Origin of the sequence: Actinomadura sp. 9N407, assembly GCF_044326315.1 — a bacterium.
In the GTDB taxonomy this organism is placed as follows: Bacteria; Actinomycetota; Actinomycetes; order Streptosporangiales; family Streptosporangiaceae; genus Spirillospora.
In genome coordinates this window covers 166,297-190,596 of record NZ_JBIRAW010000008.1, presented here as the reverse complement: position 1 = coordinate 190,596, position 24,300 = coordinate 166,297, and the positions used below count along the sequence as shown (strand labels likewise).

The window sequence follows — 24,300 nt, the reverse complement described above, 5'->3', positions numbered from 1 at the left end:
CTCCAACGTTGGACGCCTCGCCTGGTCGGCCGCCTAGCACCCTGACCACCGCGACGGCGTCCTGGGTGAGACCCCGTCAGCGTCGGGTGCGTTCGATGTCCGCGTCACTGCGCGGGTGCGTTGCCCAGGAGGGGAGCCAGACGGGCTCGGGGAGCGGTGCCAGGGTTGCGAAGTGGTCGATGATCGCTTGGAGTCCTGGGTGCGGATTCGTTCTGGGGACGATGAGCGAGAGCGGGTAGGCGAGCGTCGGGTTCACGATCGGGATGCGGCGCAGGTCGTGATTCGCCGGCCAGATGTACCGGTCGCGCGCGCCTACGAAGGTGGCCACGACCGCGGAATCCGCGAGGGTGTCCTGAAGGACCTCATTGCCGAAGTTCGGGCCCGCGGCGTCGATGCCAAGGTCGAAGTCGGTGGTGAGCTGATCGTAGAACTCCGCCCATTCGCTACCCGGCGCGATGCCCGGCACCCAGATCCGGTGCCGGCGCAGCTCGGCGGGTGTCAGCGTTCGCGCGGAGGCGAGCGGATGTCGCGGGCCGACGAGGAGTTCCAGCGGGGAGCCGAACGCGGGGACCATCTGCACGTCGCGCGGCAGCGTAGCCGCGTCGGTGACCGTACGGAACGAGGCGTCGACATCGCCTGCCTGGACGGCGGCGACCGCCACGCGCGGGTCGGTGGCCTTGAGGGTCACCACGTCGAGGTCGGTTTCGGGATGCGACCGCCAGTAGTCGTGCAGGACGACGGCCTGCGCGGACCGCAGCCCGAGAACGTCGATCCGCAGGGCCCGCGAGCCCGGTCTGATCGCGGTGATGGCGCGATCGACTCCGGTGATGATGTTCCGGGCGTGCGGGAGGAAGGCCTGGCCGTCGAGGGTCAGCTCGACCCCTCGGGTGGTGCGGGTGAACAACCGGACGTCGAGTTTGCGCTCGAGGGTCGCGATCCGCTTCGAGACGGCCTGCTGCGTCACGCCCAGCTCGTCGGCCGCGTGCTGCAGCTGTCCGAGCTCGGCCGCGCGGACGAACGATCGCACCGCCTCGGTATCCATTGAGCCAGCCTAGGCGTGCCCAACCGATCGTTGTGGCTGGCCGGGAGCCGGTTGTTTGATCCCGTGGCGGTACGGCTGATGCGATGCGGCGACCCGAACATCGGTTGTCGCGAGGGAGTCGCATGCGCGTGCGGTTAGGGCCTGATTTCGGTTGGCTTTGGTCGGCCTACGCCGTGAGTACGTACGGTACGTGGATCGCCTTCGGCGCGTTCCCGCTGATCGCGATCCAGGTGCTGCACGCGTCGGCCTTCGCCGTTTCGCTTCTGGGCGCGGCCGGGCTCGCCGTCGCGGCGATCGTCGCGCTCCCACTCGGGCCGTGGGTCGAGCACCGGGCCAAGCGCCCGGTGATGATCGCGATGGACCTGGTCCGGTTCGCCGCGATGGCGAGCGTGCCGATCGCGTACGTCCTCGGCCTGCTCTCGTACGCCCACCTGCTCGTCGTCTCGGTCGTCTCCGGAACCGCGAGCATCGCCTCAAGGAGGTCGCCGCCGCATCCGGCGCGTACCTGAAACATCTCGTCCGCGGCGACCACCTCCTTGTGGCGAACGGGAGATTCGAGGGCACCAGCTGGGTCGCGACCGCGGCGGGCCCGCCCCTCGGTGGCGCGCTCATCGGGTTGCTCGGCCCGGTCGTCACCGTCATGGCCGACGCCCTCAGCTACCTGCTGTCCGCGCTCGCCGTCCTCCGCATCCGCGGGGACGATGTCGCGGCACCCCGCGAGCGGGCCACCGGGATGCGCGGAGCCGACCTTCTCGACGGCTGGCGGTTCATCCTCCGCGACCGCGTCCTGCGGCGCCTGTTCCTCAACTCGATCCTGGTCGGCGGCCTGATCACGGCCACCGTCCCGCTCCTGTCCGTCCTCCTGCTGGGCCGGTACGGCTACCCGGCCTGGCAGTACGGTCTCGCCTTCGGCGTCCCGGCGCTCGGCGGCTTCGTGGGCGCCCGCCTGTCCGCACCCCTCGTGTCCCGCTACGGCCGCCGCCGGGTCATGATCGTCTCCGGTTGGCTGCGATCACTGTTCCCGCTCGGCCTCGCGTTCCTCCACCCGGGCCTCACCGGCCTCCTCACCGTGATCGTCGTCGAGGCCCTGCTGATCACCTGCATGGGCATCTTCAACCCGATCTACGCGACGGAGCGCCTGCAGCGGACGCCCGCGGATCATGCCGCCCGAGTCCTCACCACATGGAGCGTCAGCGGCAGACTCCTCCAGGCCACCCTGATGGTGATCTGGGGCGTCCTCGGCACACTCACCAGCCCGCTCGCCGCGATCACCATGTCCGGCGTTCTCCTGCTCGCGACCCCGCTCCTGCTGCCCAAACGGACACACGTGTCCGACCTTGAGCCCACCGCGCCGGCCGAAGGCGCCCGCGCCGCATGATGCACGGCAACGCGCCCGCACCGCGGCACCACGGGACGAAGGGTCAGTCCCGGTCGCTGTTCATGGGAAAGAACCGTTCCGTGCCCGCCATCCATGCGGCGAGGACGAGCGCGCCCGTTTCGAACGCGACGAGATCGGAGTTCCAGCGGGGAGACGCGTCTCCTGCTTGCCGCGCTCGTCGCAGCAGCGCCACACCCGCCGCGAGATTCAGCCCCGCCCACACGGCGTTGGCGGCGGGCCCGGAGTTTCGCCCCGCCAGCGGCGTCAGATGCCGCCGACCGGTGACGGCGGTGGCCAGATGCGGAGCGGTGTTGGCGACCAGGACCCCGGCAATGAACGACTGCACTCGCGACGACCTCATGCCCCGCATGCTAAGCCCCCGCCTCCTCAACCCGGCCTTACCGGACGAAGAGGCCGGCCGTGCAGCTCGGTCTCACCGGCGAACGTCCACCACAGTTCGCGGTCGGCGATGAGGTGCGGATGCCAGACCCGTACGCCCCCGCCGGTCTCCAGTGCGTCCGCGGTCTCGGTCAGGTAGGCACCGAGACTGGGCCACGCGTCCGCGAAGCCGCCGGCGTCATCGTGCGCCGCCGAGCCGAGCCGCCCGTACCCCGGCCCCGGCCGCAGGTCGATGATCTGGGAGTCGCCGTCCGACGCCGCGAAGGGCAGCCACAGCGGGTGCCACCACGGCTCCTCGTCCTCGTCCAGGAACTCGTCGTCCTCCTCCATCTCCGCACAGCACATCTCCCAGTGGGCGACGATCTTGGCCACGGGCAGCGGAGGCTTCCCGGGGAAGATGTTGGCCCACTTCAGGAGGCCGTCGTGGCAGAGCAACGACTCCACGAGCTCCGGCGGGAACTCCAGCCCGGTCGCCTCTTCGGCGGTACGGACGTCCTCCTCCCGGGCGGGCGGTGCCAGCACGGCCGCGCTGTCCGGGGCGTACCGCGCCATCCAGCCTTCGATCCGCCGCCACGCGTCGGTCACCTCACCCATGGGGAAGGATCCTAGGGATTCGCCGTCAACACCGACACGGTGCGTCCTGAACTCCCCGGCCTTCACCCGATCACCGAGACGCTAGGGCCGCTCTTCCGCCACCCGAGCCCGCTCGCTGCGATTTATGAGAGCGAGGTCGATGGTGTCCAGTGCCCAGGACCAGGAGGCATCGGATTCGCGTGGTGTGTGGCGGAAGCCGCCCGCCATTTCCAGGCTCACGTATCCGTGGAACATGCTGCCCAGAAAGCGCACCGCGTCAGTCTGGTCGGGCTCGGGAAGGTCGTAGCCGCGCAGGATCGCCCGCATCATCTCCGTGTGCCTTGGCCCGGCGCTTTTGGCCGCGGTCTCCGGATCGAGCTCGAACCGGGCCGCGGTGTACCGGCCGGGATGCTCCTCGGCGTAGGCACGGTAGGCGTCGGCGAACGCCACCAGCGCGTCCTTGCCCGCCCGTCCGGCCAGCGCCTCGGCGCCCCTGTCGGCCAGCTCCGCCAGGGCCAGCAGCGCCACCCTTTCCTTCAACTGCCGCGCGTTCTCGATGTGCGCGTACAGGCTCGGGTCCTTGACGCCGAGCCTCCGCGCGACCGCCGAGACGGTCACCCGGTCGAAGCCGATCTCGTCGGCCAGCTCCGCCGCTGTACGGGCGAGGCGTTCGGCGGTGATGCCCGCGCGTGCCATGCGACCTCCAGGCTAAGCAAATAAGGCGTTTGCCTAATACTATTAGGTGAACTAGCCTCGACGCACATGAGACCCCTCACTGAGAGCGATATCCGCAGGTCGTTCGTCAACTGCTCCAAGGGCGAGGCCAAGCGCCTGGACGTCCCCAAGGACCTCGCGGAGCGTCCCTGGGACGACCTCGACTTCCTCGGCTGGCGAGATCCCGGCGCCCCCGAGCGCGCCTGCCTGGTCGCCGAACGCGACGGCCGCCTCGTCGGCCTGGTCCTTCGCGCGGGAACGGGAACCGCGCGCGGCTTCACCGCACGCAGCATGTGCTCGCTGTGCCTGTCCACGCACACCAGCGGCGGTGTGGCACTGATGAGCGCCCCGCGCGCCGGCGAGGCCGGACGCCAGGGCAATACCGTCGGGCAGTACTTCTGTACGGACCTGGCCTGCTCCCTCTTCGTCCGGGGCAAGAAACAGACGGCCGGCGATTTCGACGAGACCCTCTCCGTGGACGAGAGGATCGCCCGTACTCAGGACAACCTGACCGCCTTCATCGCCAGAGTGGCCAAGTGACCCTGCTATCTCCGGCGGCAGTACGGCGGGGGACGGCAGCGCAGGCAGCGGCGGCCCCGACCCGTCCGGGCCACGGCCGCCGACGTCCCCGCGGTTAAGTGCTGCCCCAGTGAACCTCTGCCGGAGGGATCAGGGCTGAGCGAGCACCGGCTCGGCGTCCTCGGCGTCCTTCGTGACGGCCTGGCGTTCAGGGCGCGGGGTGTTCATCAAAACGACGACGACCAGCGCGCCGGCCAAGAGGATTCCCGCCGCCCAGGTGCCGGCCGTCACGAAGCCTTCCAGCATCGCCTCCCTGGCGATGGCCGGGCTCGTGCCGTGTGAGGCGATGTAGGCCGCGGTCGCGCTGGTGGCGATGGTGTTGAGCAGCGCGGTGCCGATCGAACTGCTGATCTGCTGCGCGGTGTTGACGGTGGCCGAGGCGATGCCCGCGTCACCGGGGTCGACCCCGTGGGTGGCGTAGTTGAAGGCCACCGGCATGATCATGCCCGCCCCCAGGCCGAGCAGCAGCTCCGAGACCAGCACGCCCTCGACGTAGGCGGTGTCGGTCTCCATCGTGCGCAGCCACAGCATGCCGAAGACGATGAGCAGCAGGCCCGGCACGATCAGCATCCGCGGCGGGAGCTTGGGCAGCAGCCGGGCGGTGAGCCCGCCCGCAGAGATCAGGACCGCCACGGTCATCGGAAGGAAGGCCACGCCCGTCCTGATCGGCGAGTACCCCTTGACGACCTGCATGTAGTAGGTCATGAACAGGAACGCCCCGAACATCGCGAGCATCGCCAGTCCCACACTCAGGTAGGCGCCGCCGCGGGTACGGTCGGCGACCAGGCGCGGCGGCAGCAGCGGCTGCGGCACCCGGCTCTCGACGACGGCGAACGCGGCGAGCAGCACCACACCCGCGGCCAGCAGCCCGATGACCTCCACCGAGTCCCAGCCGCCGGACTCGGCGCGGCCGGTGGCGTACACGATCGCGACCAGCCCGCCGGTGACCAGCAGCACGCCGGGGATGTCGAACCGGGCCCGGCCCTCGCGCCGCGACTCGGTCAGCACCAGGTGGCCGCCGATCGCCGCGATCGCCGCGATCGGGACGCTGATGTACAGGCACCAGCGCCAGTCCAGGTAGTCGGTCAGTGCCCCGCCGGCCAGCAGCCCGATCGCGCCGCCGGCAGCGGTGATGGCACCCCAGATTCCGAACGCCTTGGCGCGCTCCTTGGGTTCGGTGAACGTCACGGTCAGCAGCGACAGCGCCGATGGCCCCAGCAGCGCAGCGAACCCGCCCTGCAAGGCACGGGCGGTCAGCAGCAACTCGAAGTTGCCCGCCGCACCACCCAGCGCCGACGCGGCGGCAAAGCCCAGCAGCCCGATCTGGAAGGTCCGCTTGCGGCCGGTGTGATCGGCGATCCGGCCGCCCAGCAGCAGCAGGCTGCCGAACGCCAGCGTGTACGCGGTGATGATCCACTGCCGGTCACCGTCAGAGATCATCAAGTCCTGCTGGAGCGACGGCAGCGCGATGTTCACCACCGTCCCGTCCAGAACAATCGTCAGCTGAGCCAGCCCGATGAAGAACAGCGCGGCCCAGCGGCGCGACGAGACCGCCGGTGCCTGCGCCTTCGTGGTTGCCATGACTCTTCGTCCTCTGCTCGTTGCGTGCCGCGCGGATCGTTCGCGCAGCGGCCTGACGATCACAAGACGCCGGCGACCCAGGTCCTGTAACAGCGCGGTGGTGTGATGTGGGTCATCGCTCGCGGGTGTTACAAAGCAGTGGGGAGCGGCGTCTAGTGCGTGTGGCAGGACCAAGGCCGAACAGGCAGGAGCCGGGAATGGGACAGCGCAGCGAACGAACGACGGACCCAGCCGAACCGCGCGCTCCTGGCGACCGCGTGGACTCCGCTACCGACGTCTTCGTCGCCCACCGGAACCTGCTGTTCACCGTCGCGTACGAGATGCTCGGCTCGGCCGCCGACGCCGAGGACGTCCTGCAGGAGACCTGGCTGCGATGGGTGGCCGTCGATCTGGCCACCGTCCGCGAGAAGCGCGCGTACCTGGTCCGGATCGTCACCCGGCAGGCGCTGGACCGGCTGCGCACGCTCGGCCGCCGTAGGGAGTCCTACATCGGGCCATGGCTGCCCGAGCCGCTACTGACCGCGCCCGACGTGGCCGAGGACGTCGAGCTGGCCGACAGCGTGTCGATGGCGATGCTGCTGGTGCTGGAGACGCTCGCGCCGATCGAGCGGGCGGTGTTCGTCCTGCGCGAGGTGTTCGACCTGGACTACGACGAGATCGCCGAAGCCGTCGACAAGACCCCGGCCGCGGTCCGCCAGACCGCCTACCGGGCACGGGCGCACGTCGCCGCGCGACGGCCACGCGGCGTCGCCTCCCCGGCCGAGACCCGAGCCGCACTCGGAGCCTTCCTGCGCGCGATCGAGACCGGCGACCTGCAGCAGCTGCTCGACATCCTCGCGCCGGACGTCGTCGCCCTGAGCGACGGCGGCGGAATCAAACATGCCCTGCTGCGGCCTCTCGTCGGGGCCGACAAGGTGGCTCGCCTGCTGGCCGCCGGCTGGTGGAAGCGGGGCGCCGAAAGGTCGGTCGAGCTGGTACAGATCAATGGCGGCCCGGGGCTGCTCGTCCGGGTCGATGGGGAGGTCGACGGCGTGGTGGCGGTGCGAATCGAGAACGGCCTCATCACCGGCGCCTACCACGTGCGCAACCCCGAGAAGCTGTCCCGCGTGGAGCGAGAGACCACCGTGAGCCGCTGAGACTACGTTCCCATGTCCAGCTCGCCAGCCCGCACCTGCAGCAAGACCTCACGGAAAGCCGCCCGGCTCAAGACAAGGTGGCCCAAGTCCGGAGCCTTGCTGTCCCGCACACCGACACCACCAAAGACACCGGCCAGCTCAACGCAGTCCGTTGTACCGCTGGTCTGGCTGTAGCTGCTCTTACGCCAAGCCGTCATGGTCCACACCCATCCCTTCCAGGTGCTCGCGTGACTGATCTTCACTCCAGGCCCGCGCCGCGAGTCTTTGGAAGCGTTCTGCCACCCGAGCTGCTTCCGTTTGATCGTCAAAAATTCGACCAACACCCAACGCGCTGCCCGAGAACGCCGCCTGGCGACGGTTGGGCAAGGTGAAGCACCAGAAGGAGCCGTCCAGGCCAATGTGGGGTGCAGCCGACAGCGGGAGTATACGGATGGATACATGGGCCAATGCCCCCAGTTCCAGCAGCCTGTCCCGCTGGGCGGCCATGACCTCAGGGGCTCCCATCGGACGGAGAGCGACCTGGTCTACGACCACCCAGATATTGGGGCGCCCCTCCATGACCGCGGCCTGGAGATCCATCCGCCGAGAGACGGCGACCTCGACGTCATCAACGTAACCGGCGGCATGCCCCGCTTGCAGGAGCACTTTCGCGTAAGCCTCCGTCTGCAGTGGGAACGGGATCAGGTTGGAGAAGATGTGATGCTCGACCGCCCTGCGCTGGTAGCGGCCGAGCCGTGCCGGAAGGTTGGCATCCGCTCCATGCTTCGCGTAGACGAGCAGCGTCGTGAACAGATCGCCCGTATTCCACTCCTTATCGAGTGATTCGCACTGTTTGACGTCGAGCTGCTTCTCCCCGGATTCGTACTTGGAAACTTGGCTGTTCGAGCAGCCGATGATCTTTCCGACCTCTACCTGGGTCGCCCCGTGCTGCATCCGCAGAAAGCGCAGGTAGTACCCCATGAAGTCGTAGATCGACGAGGTGGGGTCGGGGGATTGCCGGACCATGATCACTCTCCCTCTCACGGGTGATCGATTTTCTGATGTTGCTGGCAATAGTGACAACCAACCTCGGCACAGCCAATCTTGGAGCCGTTCACGGAGGTCAGCGGCCGAAGGGTGGGTCAGGTGTCGGGGTCAGCGATCGGAACGTCGGAGGATCGGGAGATCAGGTGCACGACGCTTCCCGCACCGACCGTTCCCATGAGCATCCGGAGCATGCTGGAGCAACGCTTCGCACGGCTCGGGCTCGACAAGACGATCTCTGCGGAAAAGCGGCACGACATTCTGCTCGTCGTATCCGAACTGGTCACCAACGCGGGGTGTGCCACTCCTCATTCGGCGATTTCGTTCTCGGCCGTTCTTGAGGTCCAGGGCATTTGGGTTGGTGTGTGGGATGCCAGTGACGATAAGCCTACACCGCGTGACATCTGCCTGGAAGGGGTCACGCCGGATTCACGGGCACTGGACGAGGGCTACGCGTCCGAGGAGATCGGCGGGCTGGGATTGCCGCTGGTCATGGCCCTGAGCGACGAGCAGGGCATCGAGCGCACGCGCCCGCACGGCAAGTGGGTATGGGCGAAATTTCACTTTCAGGTGGCAGCAGGTCAGCCATAGGCCGAGATCACTGCCGTACGGAGAATGGAGAATGTACACATATGGTCATCAGCGGGCTGGATCTCGCCGGCATGGCGGGCGAGGTTCTCGTCGCGTCGGGCGTCCTCCTGGTCGCTGTACTCGAAGCTCTCGGGGCCGCGCCGTACGAGGGTCGCGGGCGCATCGAGCAGACCGTCACGGCGCTCGGCACCGTGGCCAGGGATGGGCGCCATTGGCGAGTGCCACCTTCTACGCTAAAGGCATTCACACTGAAAAACCGATAGGTACTGGATACATCACACTTGTTGGGCGTCGGTCTATCTTTGTGGGGCTCCTACACATACCCCCCACAAAGGAGCCGTACATGTCCACCCGACGCACCATTACCTTGGTAGGGGCCGCACTGGCCCTGCTCTTCGGGATGGCCGTCCCCGCTACAGCGGACGACGGATCCGACAGTAGGCCCGGTCCCCCCGCCACCTTGGCCGCGCCGCCCATCATCGGCGGCACGCCCGTCACCAGCGCCCCCTGGGCGGCCTCGATCTACCGCAGCGGCGGATCGTTCACCTGTTCCGGCACCATCATCGCGCCGACGTGGGTCCTGACCGCGCGGCACTGTGTCAGCAGCGGCATCACGGTACGCGTCGGCAGCGTCTACCGGTCGCGCGCCACCACGATCGCCGTCAGCAGCTACCAGGTGTCGCCGCAGGGTGACCTCGCACTGGTACGGCTGGCCAGCGCGTACAACACCACGTACTCGCAGCTCGCCGGCACCAACCCGCCGGTCGGTTCGACCAACCAGATCTGCGGCTGGGGCCGTACGAGCTACAACGGCCCGACCTCGGACCAGCTCAAGTGCGCCGACGTCCGTGTCACGTCCACGACGTGCCGCGACTACTACGGCGGCCAGGCGGTCTGCAGCAGCAGGATCACCGGCAACGCGTGGAGCGGCGACTCCGGCGGGCCGCAGCGCTACAACGGCCAGCAGGTCGGCGTCGCCTCCACCGCCGACGGCCAGTCGACGCAGCAGTACGGGAGCGTGCCCTATAACCGCTCCTGGATTCGTTCGGTATCCGGCGTCTGACACCGCTCGCGAAGCCCGGCCGGGTCCCCTTCCCGGCCGGGCTTTCCGTGCCCGAGGACTCCCTCCTCGGGCGCTGCGGAACGCGATGTTTGCCCTGGTCGGTTGGGGTGATCAATCGGGGCAGCACCGGGTCTCGGGGAGCGCGGCCGGGCCGCGCCGGCCCGGATGCACGGGAAGCCGAACACACGGGGAGTACGTGCGATGAGAGTGATGCTGAGAGCGAAGCTGGACACCCAGGTCGCGAACGAGGCGCTCAAGAGCGGCAAGCTGCGGGAGGTCATGGAGTCGATGATGGAGCGCCTCAAGCCCGAGGCGGCCTACTTCGGTCCCGGCGAGGGCCATCGTTCCTGCACCTTCGTCTTCGACATGACCGACAGTTCGACGCTGCCCTCGATCGCGGAGCCCCTGTTCCAGGAGCTCGGCGCGAAGATCGACATCCACCCCGTAATGAGCCCGGACGACATGCGGAAGGGGCTCGCCGCCCTGCAGCGGGGCTGAACGGGCACCGGTCCACGGAACGGGTGTGAGCCGTCCATCCTTGGCCGTGGGCATGGGAGGTGACGTCGACCCGGCCTGGCGGGGCGAGGTGGTCTCGGTCGACATGAGCCCGCCCGTCCCGCCGCTGAGCCGGTACCGGACCTGGCCGGCGCTGTGCTGGCCCCGGTGCTGGGGACCCTCACCGCCCGCTGGCCGCGCCGCCGGATCCTGCTGCTCGCCCTGGGCGTCTACCTCGCGGGCAATGTCGGTACGGCCCTCGCACCCGCGTTGCCGCGGGCGTGCCATCGCCGTGGTCACCACCGGGTTCACCGCGGCCACAGCCTTGGGCGCCCCTATCGGCACCGTCCTGGGAGGGGCCTTCGGGTGGCGGGCGACAGTGTGGTTCCTGGTCGGCCTAGCAATCCTTGGCATCGTGGCCATGCTCACCCTCGTACCTCGGCAGGCCGTGGCCCCGGCACCCGAGGGCCTCGGCGAACGGCTGCGCCCCCTGCGCGACCCGCGCGCGCTTGCCCTGATGGGAACCACCCTCATCGGGTTCACCGCCGTCTACATCCCGTACACCTACATCTCCGCGATCTTCGAACCCGCCACGGGCGGGGACACCGGGCGCCTCGCCCTGCTGTTGCTGGTCTTCGGGGTGATCGGAACGGTCGCCAACTACGCGGGCGGGACGCTGGCCGACCGGCTCGGCGGGCGGGCGGTCGCGTCCGGCGCGCTCGTCCTGCTGGCCGCCGCCGTGCTCGCGCTGCTCGCGCTGGGCCTGTCCGAGCTGGCCCACCGGCTCTCCCGGCGGCGGCGGGCCGTGCCTTCGGAGTCCCAGAGCGAAAGCCCGCAGGTGCTGCCCGGCTGGGCTCCTTAAGTGGGCGGGAAGGGGATCGTAAGGGGCGCTCGGCATCGTGGTCCTCGCTGGTAGCGATCTACGAGGGAGAGCGCGATGCAGACCGCCGAGTACGAGATCACCTGTGTCTTCGACGTGCCACGCGAGCTGGTGTACGAGGCGTGGACGCGTTCAGAACGGTTCGCACGCTGGTTCGGCCCGCGCGTCTTCACGACGCCCGCCGACCGGGTCGTCCTCGACGTACGGCCTGGTGGGACGTGGAAGGCGACGATGGTCGGCGAGGAAGGCTTCGAGGTCACGCTTAACGGCGTCTACCGCGAAGTGGACGGGCCGGGGCGGCTGGTGTTCACGACCGGCGATCCCGACGATCCCGGGGACGCCCCGGCCTCCGTGGTCACCGTTCTCTTGGACGAGCAGGACGGCACCACGACGATGCGGTTCCACCAGTACGGGGTCAACACCGACGCAGAGCACGCCGAACAGGCCAAGGCCGGTTGGGTCGAGTTCTTCGACCGGCTCGCCGAGCATCTCCGCGTTCAGAACACACGGCGTCGTCAGAACACCCAGCGTCGTCAAGACACCCAGCGTCGTTGAAGCACCATGTCGCTAAAGACAGCGTCGCTGAAACACAGCGTCGTTAAGACACGTCGTCGAAGGTGAGTTCGCGGCCGTGTGCGTAGGCGGCGGCGAAGGCGTCGCCGCCCAGCGCGTTCACGATTCCCTCGGTGATCCGCCGGATCTCGTCCGTCTCGGTGTCGCTGGCCGGGGTACGGTGCGCGTCACGGGCGGCGGCGGCCAGGCCGAGGAGGCGGGCGCCGTCTTCGGGGGGCGACGCGGCGGCCAGGCCTTCGACCGTGGACGCCGTCGTGCGCGGGTCACCGATTCTCATGGAGGCGGTGAAGGCGTCAAGGAACAGCTCCCGCGCGCGCTCGGCATCGCCGCGCAGTACGTGAACGAAGCCCAGCTCGACCAGGGTCGACGGCAGGAACAAGGGCGGCTCGTCGTCGCGCGGAACACCCTCGACCATGCGGTCCAGGTGCGCCTTCGCCTCGTCCAGCAGGCCTGCCCGGCGGGCCGAGAAGGCGTAGCCCATCTCGGCCATCATCCGGCCTTCCTGGTAGCCCTGCTCGTTCGCCAGCCGCAGGGCCCGGGCGCACTGCTCCATGGCCCGCGCGTAGTCACCGGCGTACAGGGCCATCCATCCCAGCCAGGACATCCGCCGTACGGCGTCGGGCCACAGCCCCATCTCCTCGGCCAGGTGCAGGCTCTCGGTGAACAGCCGGACGGCCTTGTCGCTGTCGCCGCTCATCTCGGCGAGGCCGCCCATCCATTCGGTCGCCTGGAGCCGTCCCCAGCGGTCGCCCAGTTCGCGGAAGATCCGGTCGCTCTCGCCGCCGTCGCGTTCCAGGGCCTCCAGGTCGCGGTGGGTGAACGCGTCGCGGGCGTGCCTGGTCAGCGCGGCGGCGGTCCCCCAGCGGTCGCCGATCTCCCGGAACGTCTCCAGCGCGGCGTTGGTCAGATCCCGCGCGGACGGCAGGTCGGGCATGCTCAGCCCGACGAACCACTGGGCCCTCGCCCGATCGCCGGGGTCGGAGAGGTCCTCAAGGGCGCCCTTCCAATCGGTGTCCTCACCGAGCAGGAGGGCGAAGCCGGCGAGCCAGGCGGCGGCGCGAGCCCGTTCCGCGTCCCGCTCCGGGGCGGCTGCCAGGGCCTTGCTGAACGAGCGGTGCGCTTCGCCGAGCCGGCCGCGCAGGAACCAGTACCAGGCCAGCGCGTTGACCAGCCGCAGGGCTTCGGCGGGCGGGGCGTTGTCGAGGGCGGCCCGCAGGTTCGCGGACTCGGCGTCCAGGCGCAGCATCCAGCGCATCTGCCGGTCCCCGCGCAGGTACGCCTCGGCCTGTACGGCGAGTTCCGTGTAGTACGCGGCGTGTGCTGTTCGCGTGGACTCGACCTCGCCCGCGTCGTCCAGGCGGCGCAGGCAGTAGGCCGCCACCGATTCCAGCAGCCGGTAGCGCATGCCCGAGGGGCCGTCCACGGCGACGACGAGGGAACGGTCGACCAGCCGGGCCAGGACGTCCATCACCTCGATGCCGGGCTCGCCGCACACCGCCTCGGCGGCCTCCAGCCCGCAGCCGTCCGCGTGGACGGACAGGCGTCGCAGGACGGTCCGTTCGGCGTCGCCGAGCAGCGTCCAGCTCCAGTCGATCATCGCCATCAGCGTCTGCTGCCGGGCCGGGGCACCGCGCTGGAAGCCGGCCAGCAGCTTGAAGCGGTCGTCCAGCCGGGCCACGACCTCCTGGACGCCGAGCGCGCGGACCCGGGTCGCGGCCAGCTCCAGTGCCAGCGGGATGCCGTCCAGGCGGCGGCACAGTTGGGCGACCGCGGCGGCGTTGTCGGCGTCGAGCCGGAAGTCGCGCGCGGACGCCGTCACGCGCGCCAGGAACAGCTGGACGGCGTCGGCCTTCGCCACCGTGCGCAGTTCAGAACCGTTCGGAACGGGCAGTGCGGGGACGCTCCACAGCGTTTCGCCCGCCACGTTCAGCGGTTCGCGGCTGGTGGCCAGGATCCGCAGGCCGGGGACCGAACGCAGCAGCCTGTCGGTCAGGTCGGCGGCCTGGTCGATCACGTGCTCGCAGTTGTCGAGCAGCAACAGCAGCCGCCGCTCGCGCAGCGACCCGATCAGGTCCTCCATGCTGCCCGCGGATCCGGCGCGGACGTCGAGCGCGGCGAGGACGGCTTCGGCGAGTGAGGGCGTGTTCCGGTCGTACGGGGCGAGTTCGACCATCCACGCGCCGTCGGGTTGGGTAGCGGCGAGCCGGCGGGCGGCCTCCAGCGCGAGGCTCGTCTTGCCGACTCCGCCAGGGCCCGTGAGCGTGACCAGCCGCTCGTTCCCCAGCAGTACCCGTACCTCCGCGACCGCCTCGTCCCGGCCGATGAGGTCGCCGACCGCCGCCGGGAGGTTGGTACGGGGACGTTCGCGGGTGCCGCGCAGCTCCGGGGCCTGGCGCAGGATGCGCTCGTACAGCTCGGCCAGTTCCGGGGACGGGTCGAGCCCGAGCTCGTCGGCGAGCCGTTCGCGCAGGTCGGCGTACGCGGCGAGCGCCTCGCTCTGGAGTCCTCGCTGGTAGAGGGACGTGATGTGGACGGCGCGGAGCCGTTCGCGCAAGGGGTGCTGCGCGACCAGCTCTGCCACGTCGACCGGCTCCCCCGCTTCGAGCCGTTCGGCGGCGTGGCTCTCGACGGCCGTCAGGCGCATCTCGTCCAGGCGCGCGATCACCGGCTGGAGGAACTCGGCGTCGGCGAAGTCCGCGTACGGGTCGCCGCGCCACAGGTCCAGCGCCTCGGCGAACCGGCCCGCGCCAGCCAGCCGCTCGAAGCGGACGGCGTCGACCGCGTCGGGCCCGGCCGCCAGCGCGTACCCGGGGGCGCGCGAGACGATCAAGTCGTTCCCGCCGGGTTCGGCGTCCTTCAGCGCCCGGCGCAGCTGTGACACCCGTACCTGCAGGGCGGCGACGGGATTGCCGGGCGGCTCGTCCCCCCACAGGTCCTCGACGAGACGATCGACCGGCACGACCCGTCCCTCGTGGGCGAGCAGACTGGCCAGCAGTGCGCGCACCTTCAGCCCTGGGATCGCGACGACCTCGCCCGCATCGGTCCAGGTCGTGACCGGTCCCAGCACTCCGAATCGCATATGAGGGACCTTAAGCCCATCGAGACGATGCCTGGAGATGGCGTTCAGGCGAGGGTCTGCGCGCGGTCCAGGCAGGTGGCGGGGGTGAGGGCGGCGCCTTCGGCCAGTCGTTCTTCCAGGGTGGCGACGGGGAGGACGTCGCGGAGTCGTGCTTCCGTACGGGCCGTGTCGGAGCGTTCGGCGGGGCCCTGGGTCATGCCGGTCGTACGGCGGATTTCCATCGCGGCTCCCAGGAAGCGGGCCGCGTCGGACGGAAGTCCCATGAGGCTGAGGGCGCTGGCCATTCCCTCCAGGGAGTAGGCCATGTCGCGAGGGCCGTCGATCTGGAGCCCAACGGCGAGGGCCCGGCGGTGGAAGTCGAAGGCGATCTGCGGGTTGCCGTGTAGTTCGGCCGTGTGGCCGAGGCCCACATAGATGAGGGGCAGGGAGAGGGGCGGCGAGTCGTCGTCCGTGGGGATCGCCTTGAGGAGGGTGGTCAGGCGGGATTCGGCCTCGTCGGCCTTGCCCTCGTAGCGGGCGATGAAGCCCAGGGTGAGTTCGGCGAAGATCATGGCGTGCGGGTCCGTTGAGCCTTGGGCCTGGGCGCAGTAGGCGCGGGCTTCGGCGAACTCGCCGAGTTGCAGATGGATCCAGCCGAGCCACGCGTACCCGCCCGCGAGCTCCGGCCACAGGTGGAGTTCCTCGGCGATGCGCAGGCTGTCGTGGTGGATCGCCGCTGCCTGCCGGTAATCGCCGGTCAGCTCGGCATGCCCGGACAGCCAGCCGGTGGCTTGGAGCTGGCCCCAGCGGTCGCCGAGCTTGGCGAAGAGGCGTACGGCACGTTCGGCTTCGCGTTCGAGCGCGGCGGAATCGGCGCGGCTGTGGGCGTGCTTGGCCCTGAGGATGTGGGTGGCGGCCTCACCCCAGCGGTCGCCCTGGTCCTGGAACGTCTCCAGGCACGTGTCGAGCAGTTCCTCGCCGGTCGCCGGCTGGTCCACCTCGCTGCCGATGAAGGCCAGGAACCATTGGGCGCGGGCACGGTGATGCGGGGTCGCCCTGCCGAGTCGGGTCAGGGCCTCCTGGCGGCGTACGGGCCAGTCGATGTCGTCGCCCTGGTAGAACGCGATGCCCGTACGCCAGGCGAAGGCACGCGCACGGTCGGCCTCGTCCCCTTCCGTAAGGAGGGCGGTGTCCAAGGACCGGAGTGCTTCGGCGAGCCGTCCGCGTAGGAACCAGTACCAGGTCAAGGCGTTCGCCAGCCGGAGTGCCAGCGGGCCTGCCAGTGCGGCCCGGAAGTTGGCGGCCTCGGTGTCGAGGACGCGGAGCCAGTGGTCCTGGTCCTGGCCGTAGAGGTACGGCTCGGCTCGTTCGGCGAGTCCTGTGTAGTAGCCGTGGTGCCGTCGCAGCACCTCGTCGTACTCGCCCGCCTCGCGCAAGCGGTCGACGCAGTACGCGGCGACCGACTCCAGCAGCCGGTAGCGGGGGCCGTCAGGACGGTCGGCCACGACGACCAGCGAACGGTCGACCAGGCGGATCAGGAGATCAAGAACGTCGAACGACGGGATGTCGTCATCGGCGCAGACGGCCTCGGCGGCCTCCAGCGAACACCCGCCGGCGTGCACGGCGAGCCTGCGCAGTACGGCGCGTTCGGGCTCGGGCAGCAGCTCCCAGCTCCACTCGATCATCGCCGTGAGCGTGCGCTGGCGGGGCGGGGCACCGCGATGGCCGGTGGCCAGCAGCCGGAAGCGGTCGTCCAGGCGGGCCACCAGTCCGTGGACACCGAGCGCCCGGACGCGGGTCGCGGCCAGTTCGAGTGCGAGCGGGATGCCGTCCAGGCGCCGGCAGAGCACGGAGACGGCGGCGGCGGTCTCGTCGTCGAGCCGGAAGTCGCGCGCCGCCGCGGCCGCCCGCGCCACGAACAGCCGGACCGCGCTCGACCGTTCCAGCGCCGCGACGTCGATGTCGGTGCTCTCGGGGACGTCCAGGGGCGGGACGTTCCAGACGATCTCGCCGGGGAGGCCGAGGGGTTCGCGGCTGGTCGCGAGCAGGCGCAGCTCCGGCAGGGAGGCGAGCAGCAGGCGCGCGAGGTCGGCCACCTCGTCGACGACGTGCTCGCAGTTGTCGAGCAGGAGCAGGATCGGCAGGCCGTCCAGCGCCTCGGCCAGGCGTTCGGCGGGCGTGCCCGGGGATGGGGAATCGCGGATGTCCAGCGCGCGCATGATGGTGTCGGTGAGATCCCCGGCTGTCGCGGACCGGTCGAGGGCGGCCAGCTCCACCAGCCACGTACCACCGGGGAACGCGGTACCGGTCGCGATACCGATCGCCGTCTCGATCGCCAGCCGGGTCTTGCCGACGCCGCCCGGTCCGGTCAACGTGACGAGCCGGTCGGTGGCCAGGCGCGCGCGGATCGCCTCGACGTCCTCGTCACGGCCGATCAGGTCGGACGCCGGTGCCTGCAGGTTCGTCCTGGGACGGCTGAGAGCGGCGGCGGGATCGGGGTTCAGCTCAGGTGCCTGCATGAGGATCGAACAGTGCAGCTCCGCCAGCTCGGCACTGGGATCGAGGCCGAGTTCGTCGGACAGGTGGGCGCGCAGGGACTCGTAACTCTCCAGCGCCTCGGTCTGCCGTCCCGAACGGTAGAGGGCACGCATGTGCGCGGCGCGCAGCCGTTCCCTCAGCGGATGCGCGGCGAGCAGTTCGCCCAGCTCACCGGCCAGAACGCCGTGATCGCCGTGGTCTGCCCCGGCCAGGCTGCGTTCGGGCGGACCGTGCTCGGACAGCAGGAGCCGGACTTCCGCGTGGTCCTCCAGCGTCGTGAGCCGCAGCTCTTCCAGGCGGGCGATCGCGGCCTGCGCGAACGCCTCGTCCGCGAAGTCGGCGAGTGCGGCCCCGCGCCACAGCCGCAGCGCCTCGGCCAGCAGTTCCGCCCTGGCCCCGGGCTCGGTGGTCGCGCGCGCCCTGGCGGTGGTGGCCTGGAACCGGTACGCGTCCACCCGTTCAGGCGCGATGTCAAGCAGGTACCCGGCCGGACGGGTCGGGAGCAGCGCCCGCGCACCCGGCTCGGCGTCCTCGAAGACCCGGCGCAGCTGCGAGACCTTGGCCGACAGCGCGGCGGGCGGGTTGCCCGGCAGGTCGTCGCCCCACAGATCGTCGATGAGGCGGTCCGCCGGGACCGGGCGGCCCTCGTTCAGCAGCAGGTCGGCCAGCAGGGCCCTGACCTTCACGCCCGGCACCGCGACGAGAGCGCCGTCGTCGGTCCACAAGGCCAGCGGCCCCAGTACCCCGAAAAGCATGAGCCGCACGATAGTCGGAGGGGTACGGCCAGGGCGCCGTAAAGCGGCGCGAACCGGCCAGAAGGCGGCCGTAAAGATCCCGTAAACCTCCTCGGGCACCGTGGAACATGTCAGAACGGAGCGGAACGAAGCACAGGACACCGAACGCGAGGAGGCCGGGATGCTGAGGATGGCGATCATCATCGGCAGCACCCGCAGCGGCCGGTTCGGGCCGACGGTGGCGGGCTGGTTCGCCGGCCATGCCCGCCGGCGCCCGGACCTGGACGTGGACGTGGTCGACCTGGCCGGGGTCCGGCTGCCGGACACGCTCGGCGACCACGACGAGCCGGTACCGGCGCCGGTCCGGGAGCTGGCTCCCCGGCTGGCCGCCGCCGACGCCTTCGTCGTGGTGACACCCGAGTACAACCGGAGCTTTCCGGCTCCGCTGAAGACCGCCATCGACTGGTACTACGAGGAGTGGAAGGCCAAGCCGGTCGCCCTCGTCTCGTACGGCCGCGAGTCGGGCGGGCTGCACGCCGCGGCGCAGCTCCGGCAGATCTTCGCCGAGCTGCACGCGGTCACGATCCGGGACGGCATCGCCCTCCCCTGCTACTGGGAGGACTTCGCCGCCGACGGCACCTGGCCCAAGACGAACGCCGCCTGCAACACCGCCGTCAAGACCACGCTCGACCAGCTCGCCTGGTGGGCCCGCGCCCTCCGGGACGCCCGCACCGCCGTTCCGTACACGAGCTGACCCGAATCCGCACACCACCTGAGGAGACCGCCATGCGCAAGATCATCAACTCCACCTACATCTCGCTCGACGGCGTCATCGAGGACCCGCAGCTGTGGACCTCCGACTACTTCAACGAGGAGGCCCAGGTCTACGCCCGCGACCTGCTCTTCTCCTGCGACGCTCTGATCGCCGGCCGCACCACCTACGAGACCTTCGCGCAGGCCTGGCCGGCGATGGAGGAGCAGACCGGCGACTTCGGCGTCCGGATGAACACCATCACCCACTACGCCGTCTCCACCACGCTGGAGAAGGGCGAGTGGAACAACACCACGATCATCAAGGACGACGTGGTCGGGGAGATCCGCCGGATCAAGGAGCAGGAGGGCCAGGACATCGTCCAGTACGGCTTCGGCTCGCTGTCGCGGACGCTGGTCGAGAACGGCCTGCTGGACGAGCTGCGACTGTGGATCCACCCGGTGATGGTCGGGACCGGCAAGACGGCCGACCTGCTCACCTCGGAGGGCTTCAAGGCCTCGTTCGAGCTGGCCGGGACGACGACGTTCAGCTCGGGCGTCATCGTGGCCACCTACACCCCGGCCGCCGCGAAGCCGGAGAAGTAAGGCCCAGCAGGCGCTGAACAGGACGCTGAGCAGGACGCCGAGCAGGGCGCTGAGCAGGCGAAACGACGAACGGCCGGGCCGCGTGACACGGGCCCGGCCGTTCGTTCTGAAAAAACTTCGAAAGAATGTCGACCGGCATGTCGATCCGGTCGTCCTCCGTCCGACGCGTTGGTGAAGGGCGGGACGGACAGGACGTCCCCCACGCAAGGACGCCGCGTACAGGTCGTGCGCGGCGAGCGAGGAGAACACGATGCGATTCCTGCTGATGACGACCGACGGCGGCTCGGCCGAAGCGGCTCCGCCGGACGAGAAGATGATGGCCGAGATGGGCGCGTTCATCGAGGAGACGAGCAGGTCGGGGCAGCTGCTGGCCACCGGCGGCCTGGAGCCGCACGGGACCCGGATCGCCTCGGCCGACGGCAAGATCACCGTGACCGACGGGCCGTTCGCCGAGGCCAAGGAGGTCGTGGTCGGCTTCGCGCTGGTCGAGACCCGGACCAAGGAGGAGGCCATCGAGCTCTCCAAGCGGTTCTACGCGATCGTCGGCGACGGCGAAGGTGTGATCAAGCAGGTGTTCGGGCCGGAGTGATCAGTCGCCGCCCCGGGCACGCCGGGGATCGTCCGGTGAGGCTTGCGCCCGGGCCGGGGCGGTGCTCTGATCGTCGGCGTGACGGGTACGGGCAATACGGGCAGCACCGGTGGTACCGGCAGCACCGGCGGTACGGGTACCGAGGCCGGGGCGCACCGGGCGGTCGATACGGTCTGGCGGGCCGAGTCCGGGCGGATCATCGCCGGGCTGGCCCGGCTGGTCCGCGATATCGGGCTGGCCGAGGAGCTGGCGCAGGACGCGCTGGTCACCGCGCTGGAGCAGTGGCCGAAGGCGGGCGTACCGGATAACCCGGGTGCCTGGCTGATGGCCATCGGCAAGCGCCGCGCGATCGACCGGATCCGCCGCGACCAGACGCTCGAGCGCAAGCTGGAGGAGATCGGCCACCGGCTGGAGATCGGCGACGGCACCGCCTCCGACGACGACCTCGCGGCGATGTTCGAGGACGAGCCGATCGAGGACGACATCCTGCGGCTGGTGTTCACCGCCTGCCACCCGGTGCTGCCCACCCCGTCCCGTATCGCGCTCACGCTGCGCATGCTGGGCGGGCTGTCCACCGACGAGATCGCGCGGGCGTTCCTCGTCCCGGAAACGACGGTCGCGCAGCGGATCGTCCGGGCCAAGCGCACCCTCGCCGACGCGGACGTGCCGTTCGAGGTACCGGCCGGAGCCGAGCGGGCCGGCCGGCTGTCCTCGGTCCTGGAGGTCATCTACCTGATCTTCAACGAGGGATACGCGGCGACCGCCGGGAAGGACCTGGTCCGTACCGACCTCTGCCTGGAGGCGCTGCGGCTGGGCCGGCTGCTCGCCGGGCTCGCCCCGGCCGAGGCCGAGGTGCACGGCCTCGTCGCGCTCATGGAGATCCAGGCGTCGCGGACCCGGGCGCGTACCGGCCCGTCCGGCGCGCCCGTCCAGCTGCTCGACCAGAACCGCGGGCTCTGGGACCAGCTGCTCATCCGGCGCGGGTACGCGGCGCTGCTGCGGGCCGAGAAGATCGGCGGCCCGCCCGGGCCGTACGTGCTCCAGGCCGCCATCGCCGCCTGCCACGCCCAGGCCCGTACGGCCGAGGAGACCGCCTGGGAACGCATCGCGGCCCTGTACGACGTCCTCGCCCAGCGCGCCCCGTCCCCCGTCGTGGAGCTCAACCGCGCGGTCGCGATCGGCATGGCGCACGGCCCGGAGAAGGGCCTCCAGGTCGTCGACGCGCTGACCGGCGAGCCGTCCCTGCAGAGCTACCACCTGCTGCCGAGCGTCCGCGGCGACCTGCTGTTCAAGCTGGGACGCTTCGCGGAGGCCAGGGCGGAGTTCGAACGGGCCGCCTCCCTCACGCGCAACGCCGCCGAACAGTCCGTACTGAAGGAAAGGGCAGCGGCGTCCCAGCAGGCCATCGAGCCCAACGCGAGATGACGCGGCCCGGGCGATGAGTCCATGTCGCCCGGGCCGCGTGCTCATGTGGCCGGCCCGTGTGGAACGGCCCGTGTGGCCAGCCCGTGTAGAACCGTCGGGTCAGCAGTTCGGTCCGGTCAGCAGTTGCCCTTGGCGGGCTTGCCCTCGAACCGCTCGCCCAGGAACGCGCTCACGTCACCGGCCGCCAGCCAGTCGGTGGACAGGTGCTCGGCCGGGTAGGACTGGTTCCACTTCGTGGTGATCCCCGCCTTGCAGTAGGCCGCGCGGGTGGCGTCCTCGGTCTCGTGCGGGATGATCTCCTCGAAGAAGCCGCGGTACTGGAACACCGGGAAGCCGATCTTGTACTTGGCCGCCGAGGACGGGGTCCCGATGTCGACGCCGAGCTTCTGCCGGTCGAGGATCTCGCCCCAGGTCACGCCGTTCGGGCCGCGCAGCGCGTAGATCTGCTCCAGGGTCAGCTTGTCCTTGGAGTAGTTCTCGACCTTCTGCCCCAGGAAGACGGCCAGGGTGCCGTAGAGGCAGTTGCTCTTGACGTCCTGGATGGCCTTCTTGCCGGCGTCGTTCATCAACTCGTTGAACGGCATCTCCGGGTACGCGGCGTTCAGCCCGACCAGGGCGTCGGCCAGGAACCCGGCGAACAGGCTGCCGTTCAGCTGCTTGGCGGTGATCTTCAGGTCGCCGGGCACGCCGCCCGCCGCCGCGCCGACCACGTTCAGCTCCGGCGCGTACGACGCGGCCAGCTGGGCGCCCCACAGCGACGCGGCGCCGCCCTCGGAGTAGCCCGCGATGCCGACCTTGCCGTCCGGCCTGAGGTCGCCGCCGGGGATCTGCCGCGAGGTGCGGACGACGTCCAGCAGCGCGTGCCCGGCGTTGGCGCCGACCATGTACGTGTGCACCTGGCCGTCCAGGTAGCCGACCCCGTCGGTCGCCGCGACCGCGTACCCGGACTTGAGGAACTCGGCGAGGTTCGGGCCCTCGTAGGCGTCCACGTACTTGCCCGACATCTGCTTGGACAGCGCGCACTGCAGGCCGGACCCTAGGGTGCCCGGGTTGAACGACACCACCGGGCGGGATCCGCCCTTGGTCCACGCCGCCTCCGGTACGGCCACGAACCCGGAGACCGCGATCCTGGCGCCCTTGGCGTCGGTGGAGGCGTACCTGACCTTCCAGGCCTTCATCTTGATGTTGTGCGGTATGCCCGGCAGGGCCGTCGGCCGGCAGGCCAGCAGCTCGCCGGGGCCGGCCGTGATCGCGCCCTGCGCCGCGTAGATCTCGGCGTCGGAGGCGGTACATCCCGCCGGCGCCGCAGACACCGCCGGAACGGCCGCCAGGGTCGGTACCACCAGCGCGGCGCCCGCCGCCACCGTGGTCAACAGCGTCCGTAGTCTCATCGCCACTCCAGACCGGGGGGAAAGCAGAGGGGGGTGAAAGTGAACGCTGCCGACTTTCGCTCACCGCCACCGATCGGTGGAATGAAGAAGATTCACATGGTGCGACGGAGTTTTAGCAGTCGGTTCACAATGCCTGGTCCGGGCGGCGGCCCGCGCGAGGCGCCGCTTCGGCCCCTTCCATGGACCCGCGCCGGGGCCCGGTACGGAGGCGGAGATCGTATTGTCAGGCCCGCGATCATTACGGGAGGATGCCCGCATTCCGCCCCAAGGCGGACCTGCCCAGGGAGGCCGGATGGAGCTCAGGATCAGCGCCGCCGACGACGGCGACGTGGTGTCGCTGTACCGCTGGTTCGCCCAGGACGCCTCGGTCTCGCGGCATGCCCGGGTGAGCCTGGACGAGGCGGCCCCGCGCCCCGGCTCGGCGGCCGGCACGATCACCGTGATCAACGTATCGCTGCAGGACTCGGGCGCGGTGGCGGGACTGGGCACCCTGGTGATCGCCTTCACCGCCTGGCGCGGTACCCGCTCCCGGCCGGCCGCGATCACCGTCCACTGCGGCGATGTCACCGCGACCCTGACGGACGGCTCCGAAGCGGAGATCCAGCCCCTGCTGGACGCCCTCCTCCCGCCGCCGTCCTCAGCCACCCTGCGCAGCGAACGACCGGAGGTATCCGAATGACCCGCCTTGCCGCAGTCGCGCCCTCGTTCGTCTCGATGGCGCACGAGATCGTCTGGTGCACCGTCTCGACGGTCGATGGGAAGGGACGGCCCCGCTCGCGGATCCTGCACCCCATCTGGGTGTGGGAGAACGACGAACTGGTGGGATGGGTCGGGACGACGCCGACTCCGGCCAAGCGCGCGCATCTGGAGCAGAGCCCGTACGTGGCGTGCAACTACTGGTCGCCCTCCCACGACACCGCCTTGGCCGAATGCAAGGCGGAGTGGGCGTTCGACGACGAGACCCGTACCAAGGTGTGGGACCTCTTCATCAACGCCCCGGAACCCGTCGGTTACGACCCCGCCATCGTTCCCACTTGGGGAGGCCCCACGAAACCGTCGTTCGCCGCACTGCGGCTAACGCCGTGGCGGTTGCGGGTCTTCCCGGGAACGGTGCTCATGGGGCAGGGCGGCGAAATCCTCACCTGGACCGCGGAAGAGCAGGCGCAATAGGCCACTCTGGAA

At 70.1% G+C, this 24,300-nt stretch carries 26 protein-coding genes; 15 read left to right on the top strand and 11 right to left on the bottom strand.

Features of this window, described 5'->3' with window-relative positions; genetic code table 11:
• Positions 1 to 76: 76 nt before the first annotated feature.
• Entirely contained in the window at positions 77 to 1,042 is a 966-nt protein-coding gene (locus ACH34Q_RS15200) for a LysR family transcriptional regulator (protein ID WP_395983555.1), read from the bottom strand.
• 173 nt (positions 1,043 to 1,215) lie between these two features.
• On the opposite strand from ACH34Q_RS15200, the gene ACH34Q_RS15195 reads away from it, so the two are divergent.
• Positions 1,216 to 1,551, top strand: coding sequence for a hypothetical protein (locus ACH34Q_RS15195; protein WP_395983553.1), 336 nt, complete (start codon positions 1,216 to 1,218; stop codon positions 1,549 to 1,551).
• Between the two features lie 29 nt (positions 1,552 to 1,580).
• Positions 1,581 to 2,420: an MFS transporter gene (locus tag ACH34Q_RS15190; protein WP_395983551.1), complete on the top strand. Its 840-nt coding sequence runs from the start codon at positions 1,581 to 1,583 to the stop codon at positions 2,418 to 2,420.
• Positions 2,421 to 2,463: 43 nt separating this feature from the next.
• Here the strand turns inward: ACH34Q_RS15190 and ACH34Q_RS15185 are convergent, their stop codons facing one another.
• The 3 genes from ACH34Q_RS15185 to ACH34Q_RS15175 form a co-directional block, all read right to left on the bottom strand.
• Positions 2,464 to 2,781, bottom strand: a complete 318-nt coding sequence (locus ACH34Q_RS15185; protein ID WP_395983550.1) for a hypothetical protein — start codon at positions 2,779 to 2,781, stop codon at positions 2,464 to 2,466.
• 26 nt (positions 2,782 to 2,807) lie between these two features.
• Positions 2,808 to 3,413, bottom strand: a complete 606-nt coding sequence (locus ACH34Q_RS15180; protein WP_395983549.1) for an SMI1/KNR4 family protein — start codon at positions 3,411 to 3,413, stop codon at positions 2,808 to 2,810.
• A gap of 81 nt (positions 3,414 to 3,494) precedes the next feature.
• Positions 3,495 to 4,088, bottom strand: coding sequence for a TetR/AcrR family transcriptional regulator (locus ACH34Q_RS15175; protein ID WP_395983547.1), 594 nt, complete (start codon positions 4,086 to 4,088; stop codon positions 3,495 to 3,497).
• Between the two features lie 66 nt (positions 4,089 to 4,154).
• Here ACH34Q_RS15175 and ACH34Q_RS15170 point away from each other — a divergent pair, with 66 nt between their 5' ends.
• Positions 4,155 to 4,646: an FBP domain-containing protein gene (locus tag ACH34Q_RS15170; protein WP_395983546.1), complete on the top strand. Its 492-nt coding sequence runs from the start codon at positions 4,155 to 4,157 to the stop codon at positions 4,644 to 4,646.
• A 129-nt stretch (positions 4,647 to 4,775) separates the two neighbouring features.
• Here the strand turns inward: ACH34Q_RS15170 and ACH34Q_RS15165 are convergent, their stop codons facing one another.
• Positions 4,776 to 6,266, bottom strand: a complete 1,491-nt coding sequence (locus tag ACH34Q_RS15165; RefSeq protein ID WP_395983545.1) for an MFS transporter — start codon at positions 6,264 to 6,266, stop codon at positions 4,776 to 4,778.
• Positions 6,267 to 6,463: 197 nt separating this feature from the next.
• Between ACH34Q_RS15165 and ACH34Q_RS15160 the strand changes: the two genes are divergently transcribed.
• On the top strand, positions 6,464 to 7,402 hold the full coding sequence (locus ACH34Q_RS15160; protein ID WP_395983544.1) for an RNA polymerase sigma-70 factor: 939 nt from the start codon (positions 6,464 to 6,466) through the stop codon (positions 7,400 to 7,402).
• A gap of 2 nt (positions 7,403 to 7,404) precedes the next feature.
• Here ACH34Q_RS15160 and ACH34Q_RS15155 read toward each other — a convergent pair whose 3' ends face one another.
• The gene (locus ACH34Q_RS15155; RefSeq protein ID WP_395983543.1) at positions 7,405 to 7,599 is read right to left on the bottom strand and encodes a DUF397 domain-containing protein; all 195 of its coding nucleotides are present in this window, start codon (positions 7,597 to 7,599) and stop codon (positions 7,405 to 7,407) included.
• Positions 7,583 to 8,407: a helix-turn-helix transcriptional regulator gene (locus tag ACH34Q_RS15150; protein ID WP_395983542.1), complete on the bottom strand. Its 825-nt coding sequence runs from the start codon at positions 8,405 to 8,407 to the stop codon at positions 7,583 to 7,585. The genes ACH34Q_RS15155 and ACH34Q_RS15150 overlap by 17 nt, the downstream gene beginning before the upstream one ends.
• 210 nt (positions 8,408 to 8,617) lie before the next feature.
• Between ACH34Q_RS15150 and ACH34Q_RS15145 the strand changes: the two genes are divergently transcribed.
• A complete protein-coding gene (locus ACH34Q_RS15145; protein WP_395983541.1) occupies positions 8,618 to 9,016 on the top strand; it encodes an ATP-binding protein in 399 nt (132 codons plus the stop codon).
• Here the strand turns inward: ACH34Q_RS15145 and ACH34Q_RS15140 are convergent.
• Positions 9,007 to 9,228 (bottom strand): hypothetical protein, encoded by a 222-nt coding sequence (locus ACH34Q_RS15140; protein WP_395983540.1) that lies wholly within the window; start codon positions 9,226 to 9,228, stop codon positions 9,007 to 9,009. The genes ACH34Q_RS15145 and ACH34Q_RS15140 overlap by 10 nt on opposite strands.
• Before the next feature lie 131 nt (positions 9,229 to 9,359).
• On the opposite strand from ACH34Q_RS15140, the gene ACH34Q_RS15135 reads away from it, so the two are divergent.
• The 4 genes from ACH34Q_RS15135 to ACH34Q_RS15120 all read left to right on the top strand — a co-directional run bounded on the left by ACH34Q_RS15135 (position 9,360) and on the right by ACH34Q_RS15120 (position 12,009).
• Entirely contained in the window at positions 9,360 to 10,079 is a 720-nt protein-coding gene (locus ACH34Q_RS15135; protein WP_395983539.1) for a S1 family peptidase, read from the top strand.
• 210 nt (positions 10,080 to 10,289) lie between these two features.
• Positions 10,290 to 10,577 carry a hypothetical protein gene (locus ACH34Q_RS15130; RefSeq protein WP_395983538.1) on the top strand — a complete coding sequence of 96 codons (288 nt, stop codon included), beginning with the start codon at positions 10,290 to 10,292 and terminating at the stop codon, positions 10,575 to 10,577.
• Between the two features lie 52 nt (positions 10,578 to 10,629).
• On the top strand, positions 10,630 to 11,436 hold the full coding sequence (locus ACH34Q_RS15125) for an MFS transporter (protein ID WP_395983537.1): 807 nt from the start codon (positions 10,630 to 10,632) through the stop codon (positions 11,434 to 11,436).
• 75 nt (positions 11,437 to 11,511) lie between these two features.
• Positions 11,512 to 12,009, top strand: coding sequence for an SRPBCC domain-containing protein (locus tag ACH34Q_RS15120; RefSeq protein ID WP_395983536.1), 498 nt, complete (start codon positions 11,512 to 11,514; stop codon positions 12,007 to 12,009).
• Between the two features lie 43 nt (positions 12,010 to 12,052).
• Here the strand turns inward: ACH34Q_RS15120 and ACH34Q_RS15115 are convergent, their stop codons facing one another.
• Together ACH34Q_RS15115 and ACH34Q_RS15110 are read right to left on the bottom strand one after the other, a co-directional pair.
• The gene (locus ACH34Q_RS15115; protein ID WP_395983535.1) at positions 12,053 to 15,106 is read right to left on the bottom strand and encodes a BTAD domain-containing putative transcriptional regulator; all 3,054 of its coding nucleotides are present in this window, start codon (positions 15,104 to 15,106) and stop codon (positions 12,053 to 12,055) included.
• 44 nt (positions 15,107 to 15,150) lie between these two features.
• Entirely contained in the window at positions 15,151 to 18,378 is a 3,228-nt protein-coding gene (locus ACH34Q_RS15110) for a BTAD domain-containing putative transcriptional regulator (protein WP_395983534.1), read from the bottom strand.
• 100 nt (positions 18,379 to 18,478) lie between these two features.
• Here ACH34Q_RS15110 and ACH34Q_RS15105 point away from each other — a divergent pair, with 100 nt between their 5' ends.
• From ACH34Q_RS15105 to ACH34Q_RS15090, 4 genes are all read left to right on the top strand, one after another.
• On the top strand, positions 18,479 to 19,111 hold the full coding sequence (locus tag ACH34Q_RS15105) for an NADPH-dependent FMN reductase (protein WP_395983533.1): 633 nt from the start codon (positions 18,479 to 18,481) through the stop codon (positions 19,109 to 19,111).
• A gap of 32 nt (positions 19,112 to 19,143) precedes the next feature.
• Entirely contained in the window at positions 19,144 to 19,713 is a 570-nt protein-coding gene (locus tag ACH34Q_RS15100) for a dihydrofolate reductase family protein (RefSeq protein ID WP_395983532.1), read from the top strand.
• Positions 19,714 to 19,963: 250 nt separating this feature from the next.
• The gene (locus ACH34Q_RS15095; RefSeq protein ID WP_395983531.1) at positions 19,964 to 20,302 is read left to right on the top strand and encodes a YciI family protein; all 339 of its coding nucleotides are present in this window, start codon (positions 19,964 to 19,966) and stop codon (positions 20,300 to 20,302) included.
• A 195-nt stretch (positions 20,303 to 20,497) separates the two neighbouring features.
• Positions 20,498 to 21,727 carry an RNA polymerase sigma factor gene (locus ACH34Q_RS15090; protein ID WP_395983708.1) on the top strand — a complete coding sequence of 410 codons (1,230 nt, stop codon included), beginning with the start codon at positions 20,498 to 20,500 and terminating at the stop codon, positions 21,725 to 21,727.
• Positions 21,728 to 21,843: 116 nt separating this feature from the next.
• Here ACH34Q_RS15090 and ACH34Q_RS15085 read toward each other — a convergent pair whose 3' ends face one another.
• Complete coding sequence (locus ACH34Q_RS15085; protein WP_395983530.1) at positions 21,844 to 23,118, bottom strand: lipase family protein; 1,275 nt, start codon at positions 23,116 to 23,118, stop codon at positions 21,844 to 21,846.
• A gap of 292 nt (positions 23,119 to 23,410) precedes the next feature.
• Here ACH34Q_RS15085 and ACH34Q_RS15080 point away from each other — a divergent pair, with 292 nt between their 5' ends.
• The gene (locus ACH34Q_RS15080; protein WP_395983528.1) at positions 23,411 to 23,797 is read left to right on the top strand and encodes a hypothetical protein; all 387 of its coding nucleotides are present in this window, start codon (positions 23,411 to 23,413) and stop codon (positions 23,795 to 23,797) included.
• Positions 23,794 to 24,288 carry a pyridoxamine 5'-phosphate oxidase family protein gene (locus ACH34Q_RS15075; protein ID WP_395983527.1) on the top strand — a complete coding sequence of 165 codons (495 nt, stop codon included), beginning with the start codon at positions 23,794 to 23,796 and terminating at the stop codon, positions 24,286 to 24,288. The genes ACH34Q_RS15080 and ACH34Q_RS15075 overlap by 4 nt, the downstream gene beginning before the upstream one ends.
• The last annotated feature ends 12 nt before the right edge of the window (positions 24,289 to 24,300 follow it).